Source organism: Promicromonospora sp. AC04, assembly GCF_003058225.1.
Lineage (GTDB): Bacteria > Actinomycetota > Actinomycetes > Actinomycetales > Cellulomonadaceae > Promicromonospora.
Map to the genome: position 1 here is coordinate 284,167 of NZ_QBUG01000006.1, position 17,175 is coordinate 301,341.

General features: G+C 72.0%; 14 protein-coding genes. 4 read left to right on the top strand and 10 right to left on the bottom strand.

What is annotated here, in order from left to right; all coding sequences use genetic code 11:
- Positions 1 to 4: 4 nt before the first annotated feature.
- Positions 5 to 1,102: a hypothetical protein gene (locus tag C8K30_RS17645; RefSeq protein ID WP_146197516.1), complete on the bottom strand. Its 1,098-nt coding sequence runs from the start codon at positions 1,100 to 1,102 to the stop codon at positions 5 to 7.
- Between the two features lie 133 nt (positions 1,103 to 1,235).
- Between C8K30_RS17645 and C8K30_RS17650 the strand changes: the two genes are divergently transcribed.
- A complete protein-coding gene (locus tag C8K30_RS17650; RefSeq protein WP_108494199.1) occupies positions 1,236 to 1,664 on the top strand; it encodes a VOC family protein in 429 nt (142 codons plus the stop codon).
- 38 nt (positions 1,665 to 1,702) lie between these two features.
- Here C8K30_RS17650 and C8K30_RS30735 read toward each other — a convergent pair whose 3' ends face one another.
- Entirely contained in the window at positions 1,703 to 3,526 is a 1,824-nt protein-coding gene (locus C8K30_RS30735) for a HEAT repeat domain-containing protein (protein ID WP_158281041.1), read from the bottom strand.
- A gap of 99 nt (positions 3,527 to 3,625) precedes the next feature.
- Here C8K30_RS30735 and C8K30_RS17665 point away from each other — a divergent pair, with 99 nt between their 5' ends.
- Together C8K30_RS17665 and C8K30_RS17670 are read left to right on the top strand one after the other, a co-directional pair.
- Positions 3,626 to 5,554 (top strand): alpha/beta fold hydrolase, encoded by a 1,929-nt coding sequence (locus tag C8K30_RS17665; protein WP_199230548.1) that lies wholly within the window; start codon positions 3,626 to 3,628, stop codon positions 5,552 to 5,554.
- Positions 5,555 to 5,697: 143 nt separating this feature from the next.
- Positions 5,698 to 7,014 carry a CehA/McbA family metallohydrolase gene (locus C8K30_RS17670; RefSeq protein WP_108494201.1) on the top strand — a complete coding sequence of 439 codons (1,317 nt, stop codon included), beginning with the start codon at positions 5,698 to 5,700 and terminating at the stop codon, positions 7,012 to 7,014.
- On the opposite strand, the gene C8K30_RS17675 is transcribed toward C8K30_RS17670, so the two are convergent.
- From C8K30_RS17675 to C8K30_RS17695, 6 genes are all read right to left on the bottom strand, one after another.
- Positions 7,004 to 8,389: an MFS transporter gene (locus tag C8K30_RS17675; protein WP_233257244.1), complete on the bottom strand. Its 1,386-nt coding sequence runs from the start codon at positions 8,387 to 8,389 to the stop codon at positions 7,004 to 7,006. The two genes, C8K30_RS17670 and C8K30_RS17675, sit on opposite strands and share 11 nt — an antisense overlap.
- A gap of 14 nt (positions 8,390 to 8,403) precedes the next feature.
- The gene (locus C8K30_RS17680; protein ID WP_108494202.1) at positions 8,404 to 9,204 is read right to left on the bottom strand and encodes a ChbG/HpnK family deacetylase; all 801 of its coding nucleotides are present in this window, start codon (positions 9,202 to 9,204) and stop codon (positions 8,404 to 8,406) included.
- A 57-nt stretch (positions 9,205 to 9,261) separates the two neighbouring features.
- Positions 9,262 to 9,819, bottom strand: coding sequence for a hypothetical protein (locus C8K30_RS17685; RefSeq protein WP_108494203.1), 558 nt, complete (start codon positions 9,817 to 9,819; stop codon positions 9,262 to 9,264).
- Positions 9,820 to 10,078: 259 nt separating this feature from the next.
- A complete protein-coding gene (locus tag C8K30_RS30375) occupies positions 10,079 to 10,858 on the bottom strand; it encodes a hypothetical protein (RefSeq protein ID WP_146197517.1) in 780 nt (259 codons plus the stop codon).
- Between the two features lie 112 nt (positions 10,859 to 10,970).
- Complete coding sequence (locus tag C8K30_RS17690) at positions 10,971 to 11,624, bottom strand: FMN reductase (protein ID WP_108494204.1); 654 nt, start codon at positions 11,622 to 11,624, stop codon at positions 10,971 to 10,973.
- Entirely contained in the window at positions 11,621 to 12,778 is a 1,158-nt protein-coding gene (locus C8K30_RS17695; RefSeq protein WP_108494205.1) for an LLM class flavin-dependent oxidoreductase, read from the bottom strand. The genes C8K30_RS17690 and C8K30_RS17695 overlap by 4 nt, the downstream gene beginning before the upstream one ends.
- A gap of 296 nt (positions 12,779 to 13,074) precedes the next feature.
- Between C8K30_RS17695 and C8K30_RS17700 the strand changes: the two genes are divergently transcribed.
- Entirely contained in the window at positions 13,075 to 13,419 is a 345-nt protein-coding gene (locus tag C8K30_RS17700) for an RNA polymerase-binding protein RbpA (protein WP_026365682.1), read from the top strand.
- 114 nt (positions 13,420 to 13,533) lie between these two features.
- Here C8K30_RS17700 and lnt read toward each other — a convergent pair whose 3' ends face one another.
- Entirely contained in the window at positions 13,534 to 15,273 is a 1,740-nt protein-coding gene (gene lnt, locus C8K30_RS17705) for an apolipoprotein N-acyltransferase (protein ID WP_108494206.1), read from the bottom strand.
- Between the two features lie 68 nt (positions 15,274 to 15,341).
- The gene (locus C8K30_RS17710) at positions 15,342 to 17,138 is read right to left on the bottom strand and encodes an amidohydrolase (RefSeq protein WP_233257245.1); all 1,797 of its coding nucleotides are present in this window, start codon (positions 17,136 to 17,138) and stop codon (positions 15,342 to 15,344) included.
- Between the last annotated feature and the right edge of the window lie 37 nt (positions 17,139 to 17,175).

Here is a 17,175-nt window from a genome sequence, read left to right on the forward strand (position 1 = left end):
GGAGCTACGCGGCGAATGCCCAGACGCGCACTTCGCCGTCGTGTCCCGCGGTGACAACGACTGGCGGACCGTCGAGCTCCATGACGGCGATGGCGCGTATCTCCGCGTCGCTCCCCCGGAACGGTTCGCCGATCATCCGCCGTGCCGACAGGTCCCACGCGCGCAGAGTGCCGTCCTCGGCCCCGGTCACCGCGACGGGGCGGCCGTTCGCGAGGCCCACGGCGAGGCAGCGGATGTTGCCGCCGCCCTCATCGCTTGCTCCCGAGCCGGTTCCTGTGGTTGTGAGCAGGGGTGGGCCGGTGAACGGCTCGTCCCACGCCCCGGTCTCCGGGTTGCCCACCACGATGCTCCGGTCGCCGGCGGCCACCACGCGTGTGGCGCCGTCCACGATCGCCAGGGCGAACTGGTGCAGGTCTTCCTCGTGCTCGTCGAACTCGGTGAGCGGCTCCTCCTCCGCGATGTCCCAGACCAGGACGTGGTCGTCCGCGCCGTCGCCTATCCCGACCGCGACAGCACGGTCCCCCAGCACGCCTGCGGCGACAGCAGAGGCGGCGTAGGAGTCGGCTCGCAGCTCCTCGGTCTCGACCAAGAGGTCGTAGGGCGATGGCTCGGACGCACTGTCGGCCTCGATCTTGTTGCCCATGTCTTCGCTGTCATCGTCGGGCTCGGCCGCCGACGGGTCCCAGAGCTGAATGCCGGTGCCCGAGGTGTTGCCGACGACGAACAGCGGGCGCCCGCCGACGTCAGCAGTGGTGGCCGAAGCGACGCCGCCCTCCCACGCGGACAACCTGACCTTGCCGGACTCCAGGTCCCACTGCGCGAATCCCTGATGGTCGCCACCGCCTCCGATCACTACGCGGTCGTCGATGACCGCCGCGCAGAGCGCTGTGAGCTCGGTGTATCCGTCCCCGTCGTCTCCGTACGGGTCATCGAGCGAGTACTCGGTCCAGTGATCGCTCGCCGGGTCCCACGTGCAGGCGCGGAGGCTGACCTCGTGGGTACAGACGAGCAGCTGACGACCGTCGAGGAGGACGACGTCGAAGTCGTTGACCCGGCCCTCGAAGGGCGGGGCGCTCACGATCACGGGGGTGAAAACTGTCATGGCCGAGATCGTAGGGCCTGCCTCCGACAGCGAGCCCAGTGCCAAGCCCGATGCCGCAGTCGACGGCGGTGGCGGTGGTCGTGGCGGTGGTCGTGGCGACGCGAGTGTCAGTAGCTGGTGCTGTGATGGCCTGATGAACCTTCGAGGATTTGCCACCATCAGCTACTGGGCCGACGACGTCCCAGCGGCCGCCGCCTGGTACACCGAGCTGCTCGGCATCGAGCCGTACTTCCAGCGTCCCGGGCCGGACGGCGTGCTCGCCTACGCCGAGTTCCGGATCGGCGACAACGAGGCCGAGCTCGGCCTCGTCAGCCGGGCTTTCGCGCCGCCCGGCCTGCCGGCAGAGCCCGGCGGGGCGCTCATCTACTGGCACGTCGACGACCTGGAGGGCATGGTCGCGCGACTGCTGGAGCTGGGCGCTACCGAGTACCAGCCCGTCACGCAGCGTGGGCACGAATTCGTCACGGCTGCCGTCGTGGACCCGTTCGGGAACGTGCTCGGGGTCATGTACAACCCGCACTACGTGGAGCAGTTCGGCCCGGGGAAGCCTGGTCCCGAGTAGCAGACTTGCCCGTCACGGCTCATCAGCGGCTCGGCCTTTCAGCGTGACCCGATTTCAGCGTCACGGGTCTCCAGCGCGGACCGGACGATCCGGGCTCCGGGCTCATAGTCGCCCATGTCCTGTGGCCACGACGCGAGCAGGTCTCGGAGCAGCCCTTGATGCTCGTCGAGCAGGTGCTCGGTGCTGAGGCAGACCGCCGCTTCTGCCTGGATCGGCAGCTCGGCGGACCGGACAGCGCGCAGGAGGACCGCGGTGACCTGCGGCGTGGACAGGTTGAACAGCGCGCCGATCGCCAGGACGCGCAGGTCCAGGTCCTCGGAGGTGTCGAAGGCCAGCTCCTCGAGTGCCGCCACGACCTGCTCGTCCGGCGTCTCCCACCGTTCCAGGCAGGCCCATGCGGCCTGCACCGCACGCTGCCGAACGAGCGGAGCGCCGTCGGACCGAAGTGCGTTCGCGATCCACTGCGCGTCGCCGGGGCCCGCGAGCTCCAGCATGATGTTCAGCGCGCCGGCGTGGTTCGCTCCGGCTCCGGTCCGTGGACTGAGGGCGGCCGCTGACGGCGGCTGGTTCAGGATTTCGCGGGCTGTGGCCAGTGCTTCGGGGGCGTGCTCCTGATCGTCCAGGCCGAATCGGGTGAGGCCCTCGGTGCTGTGGAAGTGGTCCAGCGCAACTCCCACTGCGACCGGGGAGCCGCTGTGCAGCAGGGTGCGAAACGCTTCCCGGTGGCTGGCCTCGCCGGTGGGTGAGCGCAGCTCCCTGTGCGCGGCACGCAGCTCCGCGTCCGTCGGCAGTGCGCTCCCGACCTCGCTCCCTTCCCAGTACAGGCTGTGCGGGCCGTCGGACAGCGCCTCGCGGACCTCGTCCGCGGCGGCGGAGCGTTCGTCCTCGGTCCAGGCGTCGACGAGACGCTCCAGCAGGGACCGGTGCGCGTAGAAGTTCCTGCCCGATGCCAGCGCTGCGGCCGCCTCCTGCCGGACCCGCCACTCGTCGTCGTTGGTCGCCTCGACCAGGGTCGCGGTGGCTTCGTCGGCGGACATGTCGCTGGGCACTCCACTGGGCACGTAACCGCCATCGCCGGTGGATACGCTGCGCAGCGCCTGGATCTCGTCGAGCCGCTTCCTGCAGCGTCGGACCCGAGCGGTCAGCGCTGCCAGCTCCGGGTCGCGAGTCGCCCCACCGTCGGCGTCATGGTCGGCGTCATGGTCGGCGTCATGGTCGGCGTCATGGTCGGCGTCATGGTCGTCCTGGTGGTCGCGGTCGGCGTCCCCGGGTTGATCTCCCGACGGCTCCTCCGTCTGAGACTCCAGGAGCATGTCTGCGGCCTCCAAGGCATGCTCCATCAGCTCGTCGGCCGGCAACCGCTTCAAGATGTCGACGATCACGTCCCTGTCGGTTCGCACGGTCTCGTCGGCCCGACTCGGACCAGCTGGGCCCGGGAGGTTCGGGCCCGGACCGGCGGCTCGGTCGCCGTCCTCCTCGCCCAGGTAGCCGCCGCGCAGCAGCATGCTCAGCGCGCTCGCGTGGCTGGCGCCCTCGAAAGTCGACTCGCCTGCGGGGCTGGGCGGCTCGTGAAGCAGCTTCCGGCCGACTCGCAGCACTTCGTCCCAGTGCGCCTCGAGGGGGTTCCCGCCCACGTAGCGTTCGGTCATCTCTGCGCGGTCGAAGTAGTCCAGCGCGATGCTCCGGGCGATAGTCCCTTCGCTGCGCAGCAACGTGAGGAATCCACGCTCGAACTCTTCGGGGGTTGTCGGGTCGCTCGTCGCCTCGTAGCAGTTCTGCAGCTCAGGATCCGCGGTCTCGGCGTGCCAGTACTCCGACCAGTGCCACGATCCGAACTCCAGCAGAAAGGGGGTGAGATACACGCCGGAATCAGACCACCGGGGCCGCGGTCACCGCGAGCGAATAACCGGCGTGCCCCGCTTTTGAACGACTACCGGGCGTTCCCCCGCTAGGTTGCCTCCGTGACTTCCGCACCCCTGACCTCAGCGCCGGCGATCATCGGCTCCCTGCTCGACCTGACGGCCTGGACCGCGTTCGACGTCGACCCGGACGGCCGGATCCTCGCCGGGAACGACGAGTCCGGCAGCATGCAGCTCGTCGAGATCGCGCCCGACGGCACCCGGACGCAGCTCACCGCGCTGCCATCCCGCTGCTCGGGCCGGTACATCCCCGGCACGCGCCGCGTGGTGGTGCAGCACGACAACGGTGGCGACGAGCAGATACAGCTCAGCCTCCTGGACCTCGCGCCCGCATCCGGCACGGCGTCCCTGCCCGCGACCCTGGCCGACCTCACTCCCCTGGTCCACGATCCCGCGCACAAGCACGACCTGGCCGACGTCTCGGCCGAGTCCGTGGTGTTCCTGACCAACCGGCGCAACGGCGTCGACTTCGACGTGGTGGTCCACGACCTGGCGACGGGCACCGAGACCACGCTGTACGACGGCGGCGGGTACCTCGTGAACGCCGTCGCCTCCCACGACCGGCGCACCGTCGCGATCACCGTGCTGAGCAGCCGTCCGCGCTCCACCCAGATCCTCATCGCAGGAAAGGACGTCGCAAGGACGGAGGACACCGGAAGCCGCACACGTGCCGTCACCGCACCGGACGAGCACGCCCACCACACGCAGGCCAGCTGGACCGCCGCCGACGACGCGCTGGTCATGGCCTCCGACCACGAGCGGGAGTACGCCGCCGTCGTCCGGGTGAGCGCTGCCGGCAGTGCCGACGTCAGTGCGGATGACAGCGCGGACGGCACTGTCTGGGAGACCCTCGTCGCCGCCGACGACCACGACCTCGAGGTGGTCCTCTCCCCCGACGGCTCCGCCATGGTCGTCGGGCACCACCAGGACGGCGTCACCACCCTGGCCGTGCACGAGCAGGACGGCGCCCACCGCCGCGACGTCGCCCTGCCCGACGCCGGCATGCCCACCGTCATCTGGGCCCCGGACTCCTCCCGGTTCGCCGTGCACCTCACCACCTCCGGCGACCCCGGCTCGATCCACCTCGTCGACGCCGCCACCGGCACCGTCACCACCCTGGTCGACGGACGCGCCCAGATCCCCGAAGGCCTGCCGATCTCCCTGCCCACCGTGCACCGCGTCCCCACCCCGGACGGCGAGCAGGTGCCCTGCTTCGTCTACCGCCCGGCGTCCGACACCGACACGGCCGCCGGTTCGGCAAGCGCGACAGGCGTCGGTTCCGCAGTCTCCGGCGCGTCCGTCCTCGTCGTGCACGGCGGCCCCGAAGGCGAGGCCACCCGCCTGTTCTCCCCCGTCATCCAGGCGCTCGCCGGCGCCGGACTCACCGTGCTCGTCCCGAACGTGCGCGGCTCCGCCGGCTACGGCAAGCGCTGGGTCAGCCTGGACGACGTCGACAAGCGACTCGACTCCGTCGCCGACCTCGCCGCCCTGCGCGCCTGGCTCCCCGAGCTCGGCCTCGACCCCGAGCGCAGCGCCCTGTGGGGCGGCTCCTACGGCGGCTACATGGTGCTGGCCGGCACCACCATGCAGCCCGACCTGTGGGCCGCCGGCGTCGACATCGTCGGCATGTCATCGCTCGTGACGTTCCTCGAGAACACCTCCGAGTACCGCCGCGCCGCCCGCGAACGCGAGTACGGCAGCCTCGAGCACGACCGCGACTTCCTCGTCACCGCCTCACCCATCACCTACCTCGACCAGCTCCGCGCACCACTCTTCGTGATCCACGGCGCCAACGACCCCCGCGTCCCTCTGTCCGAGGCGGAGCAGATCGCCGCGGCGCTCGCGGACCGCGGGATCCGGCACGAGCTGCGGGTGTATCACGACGAGGGCCACGGGCTGGCGAAGCGGGCGAACCGGAAGGACGCCTACCCGGCCGCCATCGAGTTCCTCACCGAGATCCTCGGGCGCTGAGAACAGCACTGCGGCCCTGGCTCGACGTACCGGATAGGTCGAGTCAGGGCCGCAGTGTGTGACTGGCATGCGCGATTCGTCCGGCATCGCGTGCCGGTATCGGTCTCGCGGAGCGTAGCTGAAGCACGCCGTAGGCTCATGGCGTGACCCGCGAGGAGCGCCGTCTGCGCCTGTCGATCGACGACCAGATCGAGAACCGGTACCTCGAGGTGCCGTTCGAGATCCCGGCAGGACATGGCGCGGACGCCTTGGAGGTCACGCTCGCCTACGACCGGGACGCCGCGGTGATCGATCTCGGTTGTCGCGACCCCGAGCGCTGGCGCGGCTGGTCGGGCGGCGCCCGGTCCCGCTTCGCGATCCAGCCGGCCGCGGCCACGCCCGGGTACGAGCCGGGCGAGCTCGTCCCGGGCCACTGGGCGGTGGTGCTGGGCCTGCACGGGATGCCGGCCGAGCCCGTCGACGTCACGGTCACCATCGCCACGGGCGTCGACGCCGGCGGCGTCGAGGACGAGCCGACGGCACCGCCGCCGTCGGAGGGCGGGTCCGGCTCGAGCGGCCCAGGGGGCCGGACCAGGCTCGGCCGGGGCCTGCCCGCGCCCGACGGCCTGACCTGGTACGCGGGCGACCTGCACGCGCACACCACGCACTCGGACGGCACGCTGAGCATCGCGCAGCTCACGGCCGCCGCGGTCGGCAGAGGCCTGGACTTCCTCGCCGTGACCGACCACAACACCGTCTCCCACCACCCGCACCTGCCCGGCGTCGGCGCCGCGTACGACATCTGCCTCCTGCCCGGGCAGGAGGTGACCACGCACGCGGGCCACGCGAACGCGTTCGGCGACATCGGCTGGGTCGACTTCCGCCGTCCGGCGGCGCGGTGGCTGTCCGACGTCGAGGAGCGCGGCGGCCTGCTGTCCGTGAACCACCCGATCCAGGACGACTGCGGCTGGCTGTATCCCGTGCGGACCGGGTTCCTCGAGCTGTGGCACATCTCGTGGTTCCTCGACCTGACGGCCACCGGCCCCTGGGCCCACCTGCGGGCATCAGCGGGAGCGCCCGGCCTGCCCGGCTACCCGGTGCTGCTGGGCGGCAGCGACTTCCATACGCCCGACCAGGGCTTCCCGCCCGGCACACCCACCACCTGGGTCGCTGCCGAGGACCGCACACCCGAGGCGATCCTCGACGCCGTCCGGCACGGGCGGACCGCCCTCAGCCGGTTCCCCGGGCCGGGCGAGCCCGTCCTGGTCCGGGTGGGCGACGACCTGGTGGCCGTCGACGCGGACGGCACGGTCCTGGTGGGCGGTCCGGCGGCGGACGGTCTCGCGTTCGACAACCCGGAAGGCGGCACGGGCCGCCGGCGTCGGGTGCGCGGCGAGCGGGTGACGTTCTCCGCCCCGCCCGAGCGCGGCCCGTACCGGCTGGAGGCCGCCGACCGGACCCTGCTCGCGATCAGCGCGTGACCGGCTCCTGCTTCGAGTCGCCTTCGGGCTCGGGCTCCGGCGTCGGTGCTGCCTGCGGGGCGGCCGGCAGCCGGATGAACCGCGAGACCGTCGTACCGATCACGAGCAGCGCGAACGGGTACAGGGACAGGTAGACCCGGAACGCCTGCCCGGGGTCGGGCCCGGGATCGGCGCCGGACCGGTAGCCGAACCACAGCGCGAGCGACGCCAGCGCCCCCGCCGTCACCAGGCCGTTGAGCCGGCCCAGCACACCGAACGCCGCCAGGAAGAGCCCGCTGCGGTGGGTTCCGTAGCGGGCGGCGTCGGCGTCGAGCACGCGGGCGATGACCAGGTCGTTCGTCGCGAGCACACCGGAGTACCCGACGGCCACCGCGAGCCCGGCGAGGATCCCCGTGATCAGGTCGGTAGCGAAGTACATCGGCACGAACCCGACGGCAGCGACCGGCAGCGCGAGCCGCCAGGTCCACGCGGCACCCTTACGCCGCACGACGGCGGCCCACACGCTCAGCATGCCGATCGACACGGCGATCACGACGAGCTGCAGGATGCTGGCATCCAGCGCCGAGCCGCCGAGCGTGTGGTCCACGTACAGCTGCAGCCCGCCCAGGACCAGCGCCATCGCGGCCCCGTAGCAGGCGTTGACGACCCCGACCGTCCAGAACTGGGACGTCGACAGGATCTGCCCCACCGACCGGAAGAACTGCGGCTTGGGTTCCGCGTCGAGCGCCGGGTCCTCCCGCACCCCGAACGCCGTCCACAGGATCACGGCCGCCGCGACCACACCGAAGATCACCGCCAGCCGCCCGTAGCCGCCGGCGGACCCCTCGGTGCCCAGCACGTTCCGCGCCAGGACCGGCGTCAGCGCCAGGGCGATCACCAGCGCGATCAGCTGCGCACCCTGCCGCACCGCGTTCGCGGTCGCCCGGCGCCGCTCGTCGGAGAACAGCTCCGGCAGGAGCGCGCCGTAGCTGGCGTTGATCAGGGAGTCGGCCATCTCGGTGGTGATCGCGAAGACGGCGAACCACACCGCCAGCCCCACCGCGGACTCGGCCACCGGACCCGGCACGGAGAACAGGGCGATCGTCGTGCCGGCCAGCACCAGCGCACCGGTCACCAGATAGGGCCGACGCCGCCCCCAGCGCGACCGCGTCCGGTCCGACAGATACCCGAAGACGGGGTTGTCCAGCGCGTCCAGCACCCCGTACACCGCGTACACGGTCGCGTAGACGACGGCGTCCAGGCCGAGCAGCTCGACGTACACATAGAGCATCGAGCCCTTGACCAGGTTGATCGGCAGCGAGGTGCCGAACATGCCGGCGCCGTAGCGCAGCGGCGACGTCGTCCCTGCAACCCTCGGCGCGTCCTCGGCGTCCACGCTGGTGAGCCTACTCACCACCGGCTGACCAGGTCGATGCCCTGCCGCTCGATCTCCCGGATGAAAACCGCGTCGCCCAGCAGGCGCAGCTCCCACGTCCGCTTGCGCCACCACGGCGCCGACAGCTCCCGCACGCGCGCGGTGTCCGGGGCGGGATGCAGGAAGATCTCGCTCGCCCCCTCGGGCAGCCGGCCCAGCAGCCGCAGGTAGTGGTCACGCAGCGTCGGGTAGTCCCGGGCCTCGGCGTCGCCGCCTCGATGGGTGGCGATCACCTGCGGCAGGCGCACCCCCGCGGCGTCGGCGGCCGCGACGGCGCTCGCGTGCCGCGCTCGGACGGCGGGCGAGGTCAGCACCGGGTCGCCGTCGCCGTACAGGTCCAGGCCGCGTGGCAGGCGGAACGCGAGTCCCCGCTCCGCGCACACCCCGATCGCCTCGGTGAGGTAGGAGCGGCCCAGCAGCCCGTACAGCGTGCCCTGGTGGGAGTCGAGGCGGTCGGGCGGGGGCGAGCCCGCGGCGGCCGCGGCCCGTGCCAGGGCATCGGTCTGGGCGGTGATCCGGTCGACGACGTCGTCGAACCCGCCGTCCGGCGCGGGTGTCGGGAGCACTATGTGCACCCCGGGCGCGACGCCGGGCGCGGACCGGGCGATGAGCCGGACGGCGCGTGCGGCGCCCGGGTTCTCCTGTCCGGTCTCCGGTCCTGTGGTTATCACGCTGACCGCCGTCAGCGGCGAGCCGGCCAGCAGTGCGGCGATCTCGCGGTCGGCGTCGGGGTCGGTCCCGGCGTCGTCCGCGGTGAGGACGAGGCTGCGCGTCATGCGCCCAGTCTGGCCCAGCGACCCACCGGAATCAGCCGCCGACCAGTACCGATGAGCTCAGAGCCTGCCGATGACGCTCGTGTCGAGGACCGACTTGACCTTGGCGAGCTCCACCTCGAGCTCCCAGGGCGTGGTCACGTGCGGGATGGCCGCCGGGACGCAGGACGGCTCGGCCGTGTACAGCGTCAGGCTGGCGCCCAGGGTGTCGGCTCGCCAGACGCCGGGGCCCACCACCTCGAACTCCCCCGCGGCGGTGCGGTGCAGTGCGACCACGTACTCGTGGCCGTCCCGCAGGACCGACGACAGGCCCGCTCCGGGCGGGGAGGAGGCCGACCCGACCTGGGTGACGGCCAGCCCGGCGTTCTTCGCCACCGCGCCCAGCAGCACCTTGCGCAGCTGGAGCTCGGTGCGGGTGTACGGCACCCGGTCGACGACGTCGACCGCCGAGCTGCCCGCCTGCACCAGGGCGACGACGTCCGCGTCGGCGACCAGCTGCTCGATCGTCCCGTACTCCTCCGGCACCGTGAAGTTGGCGGCGCTGGCGTCCTGGACGCAACCGCTCAGGAGCCCGGCCACGACGAGTGCCCCGAGCAGTGTCCACGCGTGAGTACGCATCGCCCGGTCCTGCCCCCTCGTCCTGGTCGTCAGGTGCCCCGTTCGACGCCCTCTGTCTGAGAGAGCGACGAGACGCGCTGCCTGGTGCGTCTGCTGCACGCATCGGCGTGCAGTGCAACGAATGTTCCCCCGCTGCAAGAACCCGGGACAAGGGCCTATCTGGGCGAACCCGACAGGATCGGGCGGCTAGTTTTCCACGATGTGAAAACCCGGCGGGTAGCCGGGAAAAACGGCCGAGAAACGCCGAGAAGGGGGCCGGTCAGGCGGCGTGTGCTCGGCCGATCGCGCGCACGAGGCCCGACGTGGAGATCGAACCCTGGCGGTAGCGCTCGACGGCGGCGACGAGGGCCTCGCTGACATCGCGTGACGGACGCGAGGACCGCGCCACGGGGTGCCAGATCTCTCGCTCGAAGACGGCCGTCCGGCGGGCTGGGCCGCGGAACAGCCGGCCGGCCAGGGCAGGGGGCGCAGGGACGGGAGGCGGCGGGACCGGGCCGTGCCCAGTGAGCGGGCCCGTGGGCTGCGGCGTGGGCGCGTCAGCGGCGCCGGCGGGCGCGGGAGCGGAAGACGCAGGAGCAGGAGGTGCCGGAACGGGGGGTGCCGGAACGGGAGGAGTCTGAGCGGGCGACACGCTCGGTGCGGGCGGCCCCTGCGTGGTCGGCTGGTGCGCGGCCGGCTGGCTCGCGAGCCGCGAGGCGCGGTAGCGGGCGCCGGGGTTCCAGCGCAGGCTCGGGGTGCTCGGCGGGGCAGGCCGCACCCCGGTGGTCTCCCGGCGAACAGCGGGAACGTCCGGTGCGACGGCATCGGCGTTGGCGTTGGCGGCAGCCTGCTCGGCGTGGGCCTTCCGCAGGGCCGCGACGATCCGGGCGACTCGTCCGGTGTCGGCGCGCGGGTCCCTTGCGTCCGCCTCGGAATCGCTCAGGTCCGGACCGCTCAGGTCGGGGCCATCTGCGTGGCGAACGTTGTCGTGGGGACCGTGCGTGCCCGGACCTTCAGTGCTCGAGCCGTCCGACACCTGGTCCTGCGTACCGTCCGCCATGACCGCTCCCTCACCATCGTCTCGGCCACGACCCGTTGCGACCGCTGTCCCATATGTTCCCCGCCATGCCCTGGGCATGCAAGCCCCGGACATGGCGTGCCGACCTGAGGACTCAGTCCCCGCCCAGCATGTCCAGGAAGCTCGGGGTGCTCGAGAACGGGTCGGCGGACTTGGCGTGCTCCTCCCGTGCCGATACGAGCTCGGCGAGGGATCGGCCCGCCCGCTCGATGCGCTGCGGCAGGGAGCTGGCCCCGTCGTCGTGCCTGGTGCTGTCCCCGGCCTGCGCCCAGTCGTCCGTGGCCGCGAAGACCGACGTGGTGACGACGTCGGCCCGCAGGTAGGTGAACAGGGGCCGGAGCGAGTACTCGAGCGCCAGGGAGTGCCGCGGCGTGCCACCGGTCGCGCCGAGCAGTACAGGCATGCCCGTCAGCGCTTCCTTGTCGAGGATGTCGACGAACGACTTGAACAGCCCCGAGTAGGTGGTGGTGAACAGCGGGGTGACGGCGATGACGCCGTCGGCCTGGGTGATCACCTCGATGGCACGGGCGAGGTCGCCCGTGGGGAACCCGGTGAGCATGGCGTCCACGATCGCGTGGCCGTGGTCGCGCAGCTCGACCACCTCGACGGTCACGTCGCGGCCGAGGGCCTCCAGCTCGCGCGCCGTGGCGTCGGCCAGGCGGTCCGCCAGCAGGCGCGTGGACGAGGGCTGCCCCAGCCCGGCGTGCACGACGGCGATGGTGCGGTGGGTCCGGTCCTCGACGGTCATGAGAGGACCTCTTCGGCCCGCTTGCCGGTGTACTCGTCCTCGCCGTCGCCGACGTGCGTGGCGCCGGCCTCGCCCTTGGCCTGCGCCGCGGCCACGCGCTCGGCGTGGGTGGGCGGGTTGGCGGGCACGTCGGCCGGCCGCTTGGCGTCGGCGATCTTGCGCAGCTCCGGCACGACGTCGGACGCGAGGATGTCGATCTGCTCCAGGACCGTCTTGAGCGGCAGGCCGGCGTGGTCGGTGAGGAACATCTGGCGCTGGTAGTAGCCGACGTCGTCGATGAAGGACCCGTACCGGTCGATGACCTGCTGCGGGGAGCCGACGGTCAGCGGTGTGTCGCGCGTGAAGTCCTCCATGGTGGGGCCGTGGCCGTAGACGGGCGCGTTGTCGAAGTACGGGCGGAACTCGTTCCAGGCGTCCTGGCTGTTCTTGCGCATGAAGGCCTGGCCACCGAGCCCGACGATCGCCTGGTCGGCGCGGCCGTGGCCGTAGTGCTCGAAGCGCTCGCGGTAGAACTGCACCATCTGCTTGGTGTGGCTCATCGGCCAGAAGATGTTGTTGTGCAGGAACCCGTCGCCGTAGTAGGCGGCCTGCTCGGCGATCTCGGGGCTGCGGATCGAGCCGTGCCACACGAACGGCGGGACGCCGTCCAGCGGGCGCGGCGTGGCGGTGAAGCCCTGCAGCGGGGTGCGGAACTTGCCCTCCCAGTCCACGACGTCCTCGGTCCACAGCCGGCGCACGAGCGCGTAGTTCTCGATCGCGAGCGGGATGCCCTGGCGGATGTCCTGCCCGAACCACGGGTAGACGGGGCCGGTGTTGCCGCGGCCCATCATGAGGTCCATCCGCCCGTCGGAGATGACCTGGAGCATCGCGTACTCCTCGGCGATGCGGACCGGGTCGTTGGTCGTGATGAGCGTCGTCGCCGTGGACAGCGTGATGTTCTTGGTGACTCCGGCGAGGTAGCCGAGCATCGTCGTCGGGCTCGAGGCCACGAACGGCGGGTTGTGGTGCTCACCGGTGGCGAAGACGTCGAGGCCTGCCTCGTCCGCGTGCTTCGCGATGGTGAGCATGGCCCGGACGCGCTCGGTGTCGTCCGGGGTGTGGCCCGTGGTCGGGTCCGTCGTCACGTCGCTGACACTGAAGATCCCGAACTGCATGCTGTGCTCCCTCTCAGGTTTGTCCATGCAGATGCATGCACATGGCCCTCAACTGGCCTGCGGTGTCGATTGTTCCCACCACCAACCCTCCCACCTGCCGCGACGTACGTGAGATCGCGCACATCCACGCCCAGTTTGACCGGAGTGCGCTTGCGAGCGCACTTCTGACGCGTAGCCTGATGAGACGGCTGGAATATGGACGGCCGAAAACTGGGCTGGAACATCACAGAGGGTCCCTGCGTTGGCACTACGGACCTTTTTCCGCCACCTATCCCGACAACCCTCTGGAGGACATCGTGCCTGACCGGTCCCTGCGCGGTATGAGCATCGGTAGTAAGAGCATGGAGTCCGACGAGGGCGTGGACTTCGCCCCTCGGTTCCAGGCCTACTACGACTGCCCCAACGGCCACACCATCATCCTGCCCTTCGCCACCGACGCGGACGTACCCCCGATCTGGGAATGCCGCTGCGGCGAGGAGGCCCTCCTGCGCGACGCCGAGAAGCCCGAGCCGAAGGCGACCAAGCCGCAGCGCACCCACTGGGACATGCTGCTCGAGCGCCGCACGGTGAAGGAGCTCGAGGACCTGCTCGACGAGCGCCTCGAGCTGCTGCGCGCCGGCAAGCTCCGCCGCTCGGCCTGAGCAACGAGCAGCCTGAGCAGCTAGCAGGACAACGACCGTCGGTCCGGGCCACAAGGCCCGGACCGACGGTCGTTCTGTGTCTGCTCGTGTCTACCCCGTGCAGCTCCCCGGCGCTCACCTGCTGCCGTGGCCCACCAGCTCCGCGCCACCGGCCTTGGCCCGGGCCACCTGCCGCGCCCGCCGCCTGGACCGGATCCCGCCCACGACGCCCGCGACCACCAGGACGACGGCGAGACCCCCGACCACCCAGCCCGGCCAGTACCCGGCCGCCACCGCCGGCGTGATCGACGACCGCAGCGGCAGGTTCGTCACGAACTGGTCGTCGGTGAACAGGCCCGTACGCCGCACCACCGTGCCGTCCGGGGTGATGACACCCGACACACCCACCGTCGAGATCTGCACCGCCGCCCGCCCCGTCGTCATCGCCTGCATCCGCGACATCGCCAGCTGCTGCGTCGACTCCGCAGTGAACCCGAACGACGCGTTGTTCGTCGGGATCACCAGCACCTGCGCACCGTCCAGGACCGCGTCCCGGATGATCTCGTCGTACGCCACCTCGAAGCAGATGATCGTGCCCAGCCGGTAGGCACCCTGACCCAGCCGGCTCGGCACATCGACGAACGGCGGGTTGACCCCCGCGATCATGTCCGTCGTCACCCGGTCCACCTGGTCGGAGAGGAGCCGCAGGATCGACCGCATCGGGATGTACTCACCGAACGGAGCCGGGTGCTGCTTCGCATACCGCCCGATCACACCGTTACCCGCCTGCCACAGCAGCGACACGTTGTACCGCCCACCCGTCTCCGGAAACTCCTGCGCCCCCACCAGGATCGGCGCACCGACCGCGCTGGACGCCGCATCCAGCCCACGCGCGACCTCGGGCGTCGTCTGCGGGTCCAGGTCGCTGCCGTTCTCCGGCCACAGCACCACGTCCAGCTCACCCGCGAAGTCCTCGGCCAGGACGTACGTGCCCTCCAGGTGGTTGTTCAGCACCTCCGCACGATTCGCGAACGCACCAGCACCCGGCTCCGCGACGTTGCCCTGGACCGCGCCGGCCCACAGCGTGCCGTCCTCGGCCAGGTCGCTCCCGGCGTCGTACACCTCGGCCCCGTCCGGCGTCTCGACGGGACCGGCGCTCGCGGACGTGGGCAGCGGCAGCACCAGCGGTACGACGGCGACCGCGACACCCAGCGCGAGGGCTCCCACGGCGCGGCCCACGTCGGGCAGGGCCCGGCCCGGCTGACCCTGGCTCTGCGGGCCGTCGTGCCGGCCGCCCTGCTGGCTCCGGCGTCGTACCGCGCGGAGCAGGCCCGCCACGGCCAGGGCGAGCAGCGCGCCCGAGAAGGCGACGAGCAGGCTCACCGCGACGGTGCCGCCGAGCCAGGCGGCGCGCCCGGTCGGGGCGTCGACCATGGTCCACGCGAGGCGACCCCAGGGGAACCCGCCGAACGGCACCTCGGCGCGCCACTGCTCCACGGCGACGAACAGCACGGCGAACGCGGCGGCGAGCCGCCAGCCCCGGCGGCGCAGGAACCGCGCTCGGCGGGCCCACGTCCACAGCACGCCGAACGCGCCGAGGAACAGGGCCTCCACGACCGACATCGCGATCCACGGGGCGGTGGCGGTCGACTCGTACGCCCACCACAGGTGCGGCAGGAAGAACGCGAGGCCGAAGAGGAAGCCGGCCAGGAGGTTCCACCAGGCGCTGTCGCGGCCGAGCGCCCAGTACAGGACGGCGATCGCGACGAATGCGGCGGGCCAGACGCCGGCGTTCGGGAACGCTGACCAGAGGACGAGGCCACCGGCCACCGCAAGGAACAGGGACAGCAGCCGGGACGGCTCACGCAGGCGCACGTTCGCAGCCTACCTGCGTGTACACCCGCCCCGGCGCTGCCCGCCGAGCCCTTGGTCGGAGCCCTTGGTCAGAGGGTGTCGTACAGGACGGCGCCGTCGCGCATCGTGTGCAGGCACTCGGGCTCGACGGCGTCGGGCGCGAGGTCGGGCAGCAGGGGCGTTCCCGCGCGGGCCTCCTCGCTCCAGGAGCTGAGCCGCCCGGGCGCGGCCTGCACGCCGAGCTGCTCGGCCCGCCAGACGGCGAGGTGCGCGGGTGCGCCGACCCGGAGCTGTCCGGCGCCGGTGTGGTCCAGCCCGGCCAGGCGCCAGCCGCCGCGGGTGTGGGCGCGGAACGCGGCGCCCGCGGAGATGCGCTGGTCGGGGTCCTCGTGGCTGGTCGCGGCGCGGACGCCCTGCCAGGGGTCGACGGGCGTGACCGGTGTGTCGGAGCCGAACGCGAGCGGTACGCCGGCCTGCGCGAGGTCGGCGAACGGCATGATCGATCCGGCGCGCATCGCGCCGAGCCGGGAGGCGTACACGCCCTTGGTCCCGCCGAACGCGGACTCGAACGCGGGCTGCATCGACAGGCCGATGCCGTGGACCAGGAGCGCGGCGAGGGTCACGGCGTCGACGAACAGCCCGTGTTCGATGCGGTGGTGCCCTGCGCGCAGGGCGCTCTCCCCGCTCACCTGGGCCGCGAGCTGCAGGCCGAGCACCATCTCGTCCATGGCGCGGTCGCCGATGACGTGGAACGCGGCCTGCACCCCGGCGTTCTGCCCGCGCGCGTTCTGTACTGCCGACAGGTGGTTCGCGATCTGGCCTGCGGTCAGGTACAGGTTGCCGGTCCACGGTGTGCCGTCGGCGTTGGTCAGGGCGCCGGCGAAGGATCCGGAGGACGGGTCCGCGGGCAGGTCGGAGTACGGGCTGCGCATGGCGGCGGTGCGCGAGCCGATCGACCCGTCGACGTTGAGGTCCCCGCCGATCCCGGTGAGGAAGGGCAGCTCGTCGAGCAGGGCGCCGGCGTCGTCCGCGCTCTCGCACAGCTCGCCGCGGTAGGCGGCCAGGTGCGGCAGGGCGAGCGCGCCCGGTTCGGACAGCGCGTCGGCCGTCATCGAGTCGACAGTCATGGCGTACAGCTCGGCCAGGCCGGCGCGGGTGTCGAGGTGCTGGCCGCTCATCTCGTGCACGGACACGATGCCGCGGGCGGCCCACGCGGCGAGGGTCTGGCGGTAGATGCGGGTGCGGCGTTCGGGTGACAGCGCGTGGGCGACGTCGCGCACGGTGTGGTGCAGGTCGGCGGTGACGAGGCCGGTGTCGGAGGGGGCGTCGGACCAGCCGGAGCCGGACAGGCCCATGCCCGTCCAGGCGGGGTCGCGCTCGATGCCCGCGCGGGCGGCCATCGAGGTGGAGACCACCGCCGAGTGCACGTCGACGCGGGCCGCGTACACGGGGCGGCCGCCGCAGGCGGCGTCGAGCTCTTCGCGGGTGAAGGTGCGCTGCTCGGGCCAGGACTGCTCGTCCCAGCCGTAGGCGAGCAGGACCTCGTCCCCGGACGGGTCGGTCGCCGCGAGCCGGCGGGCTCCCTGGTGCAGGGCCGCCAGCGCGTCGGCGAGCGAGTGCACGCCGCCTGCGGGGGTGAGGTCCACGGAGTCGGTGGACAGGCCGGTCTCCAGCACGTGGGCGTGCGCGTCGACGAAACCGGGGGTCACCAGCGCGCCGTCGAGGTCGATCACGCGGTCGGCGCGTGCCGCGAGCCCGGCGGCGGTGTCGTCGGCGCCCAGCCAGGCCACGACGCCGTCGTCCACGAGGATCGCCTCGGCGAACGGGTCGGCGGCGGAGTGGACGACTCCGTTGCGGTAGAGGATGGATCGGGCGGGCTGGCTCACGGTGGGAACTGTATGCGATCGGGACGATCCGTGCCCT

Coding starts and splice junctions, on each gene's coding strand:
- C8K30_RS17645 (WP_146197516.1), bottom strand. CDS start 1,102: ATGACAGTTTTCACCCCCGTGATCGTGAGCGCCCCGCCCTTCGAGGGC.
- C8K30_RS17650 (WP_108494199.1), top strand. CDS start 1,236: ATGAACCTTCGAGGATTTGCCACCATCAGCTACTGGGCCGACGACGTC.
- C8K30_RS17680 (WP_108494202.1), bottom strand. CDS start 9,204: ATGACGCGCAGCCTCGTCCTCACCGCGGACGACGCCGGGACCGACCCC.
- C8K30_RS17685 (WP_108494203.1), bottom strand. CDS start 9,819: ATGCGTACTCACGCGTGGACACTGCTCGGGGCACTCGTCGTGGCCGGG.
- C8K30_RS30375 (WP_146197517.1), bottom strand. CDS start 10,858: ATGGCGGACGGTACGCAGGACCAGGTGTCGGACGGCTCGAGCACTGAA.
- C8K30_RS17690 (WP_108494204.1), bottom strand. CDS start 11,624: ATGACCGTCGAGGACCGGACCCACCGCACCATCGCCGTCGTGCACGCC.
- C8K30_RS17695 (WP_108494205.1), bottom strand. CDS start 12,778: ATGCAGTTCGGGATCTTCAGTGTCAGCGACGTGACGACGGACCCGACC.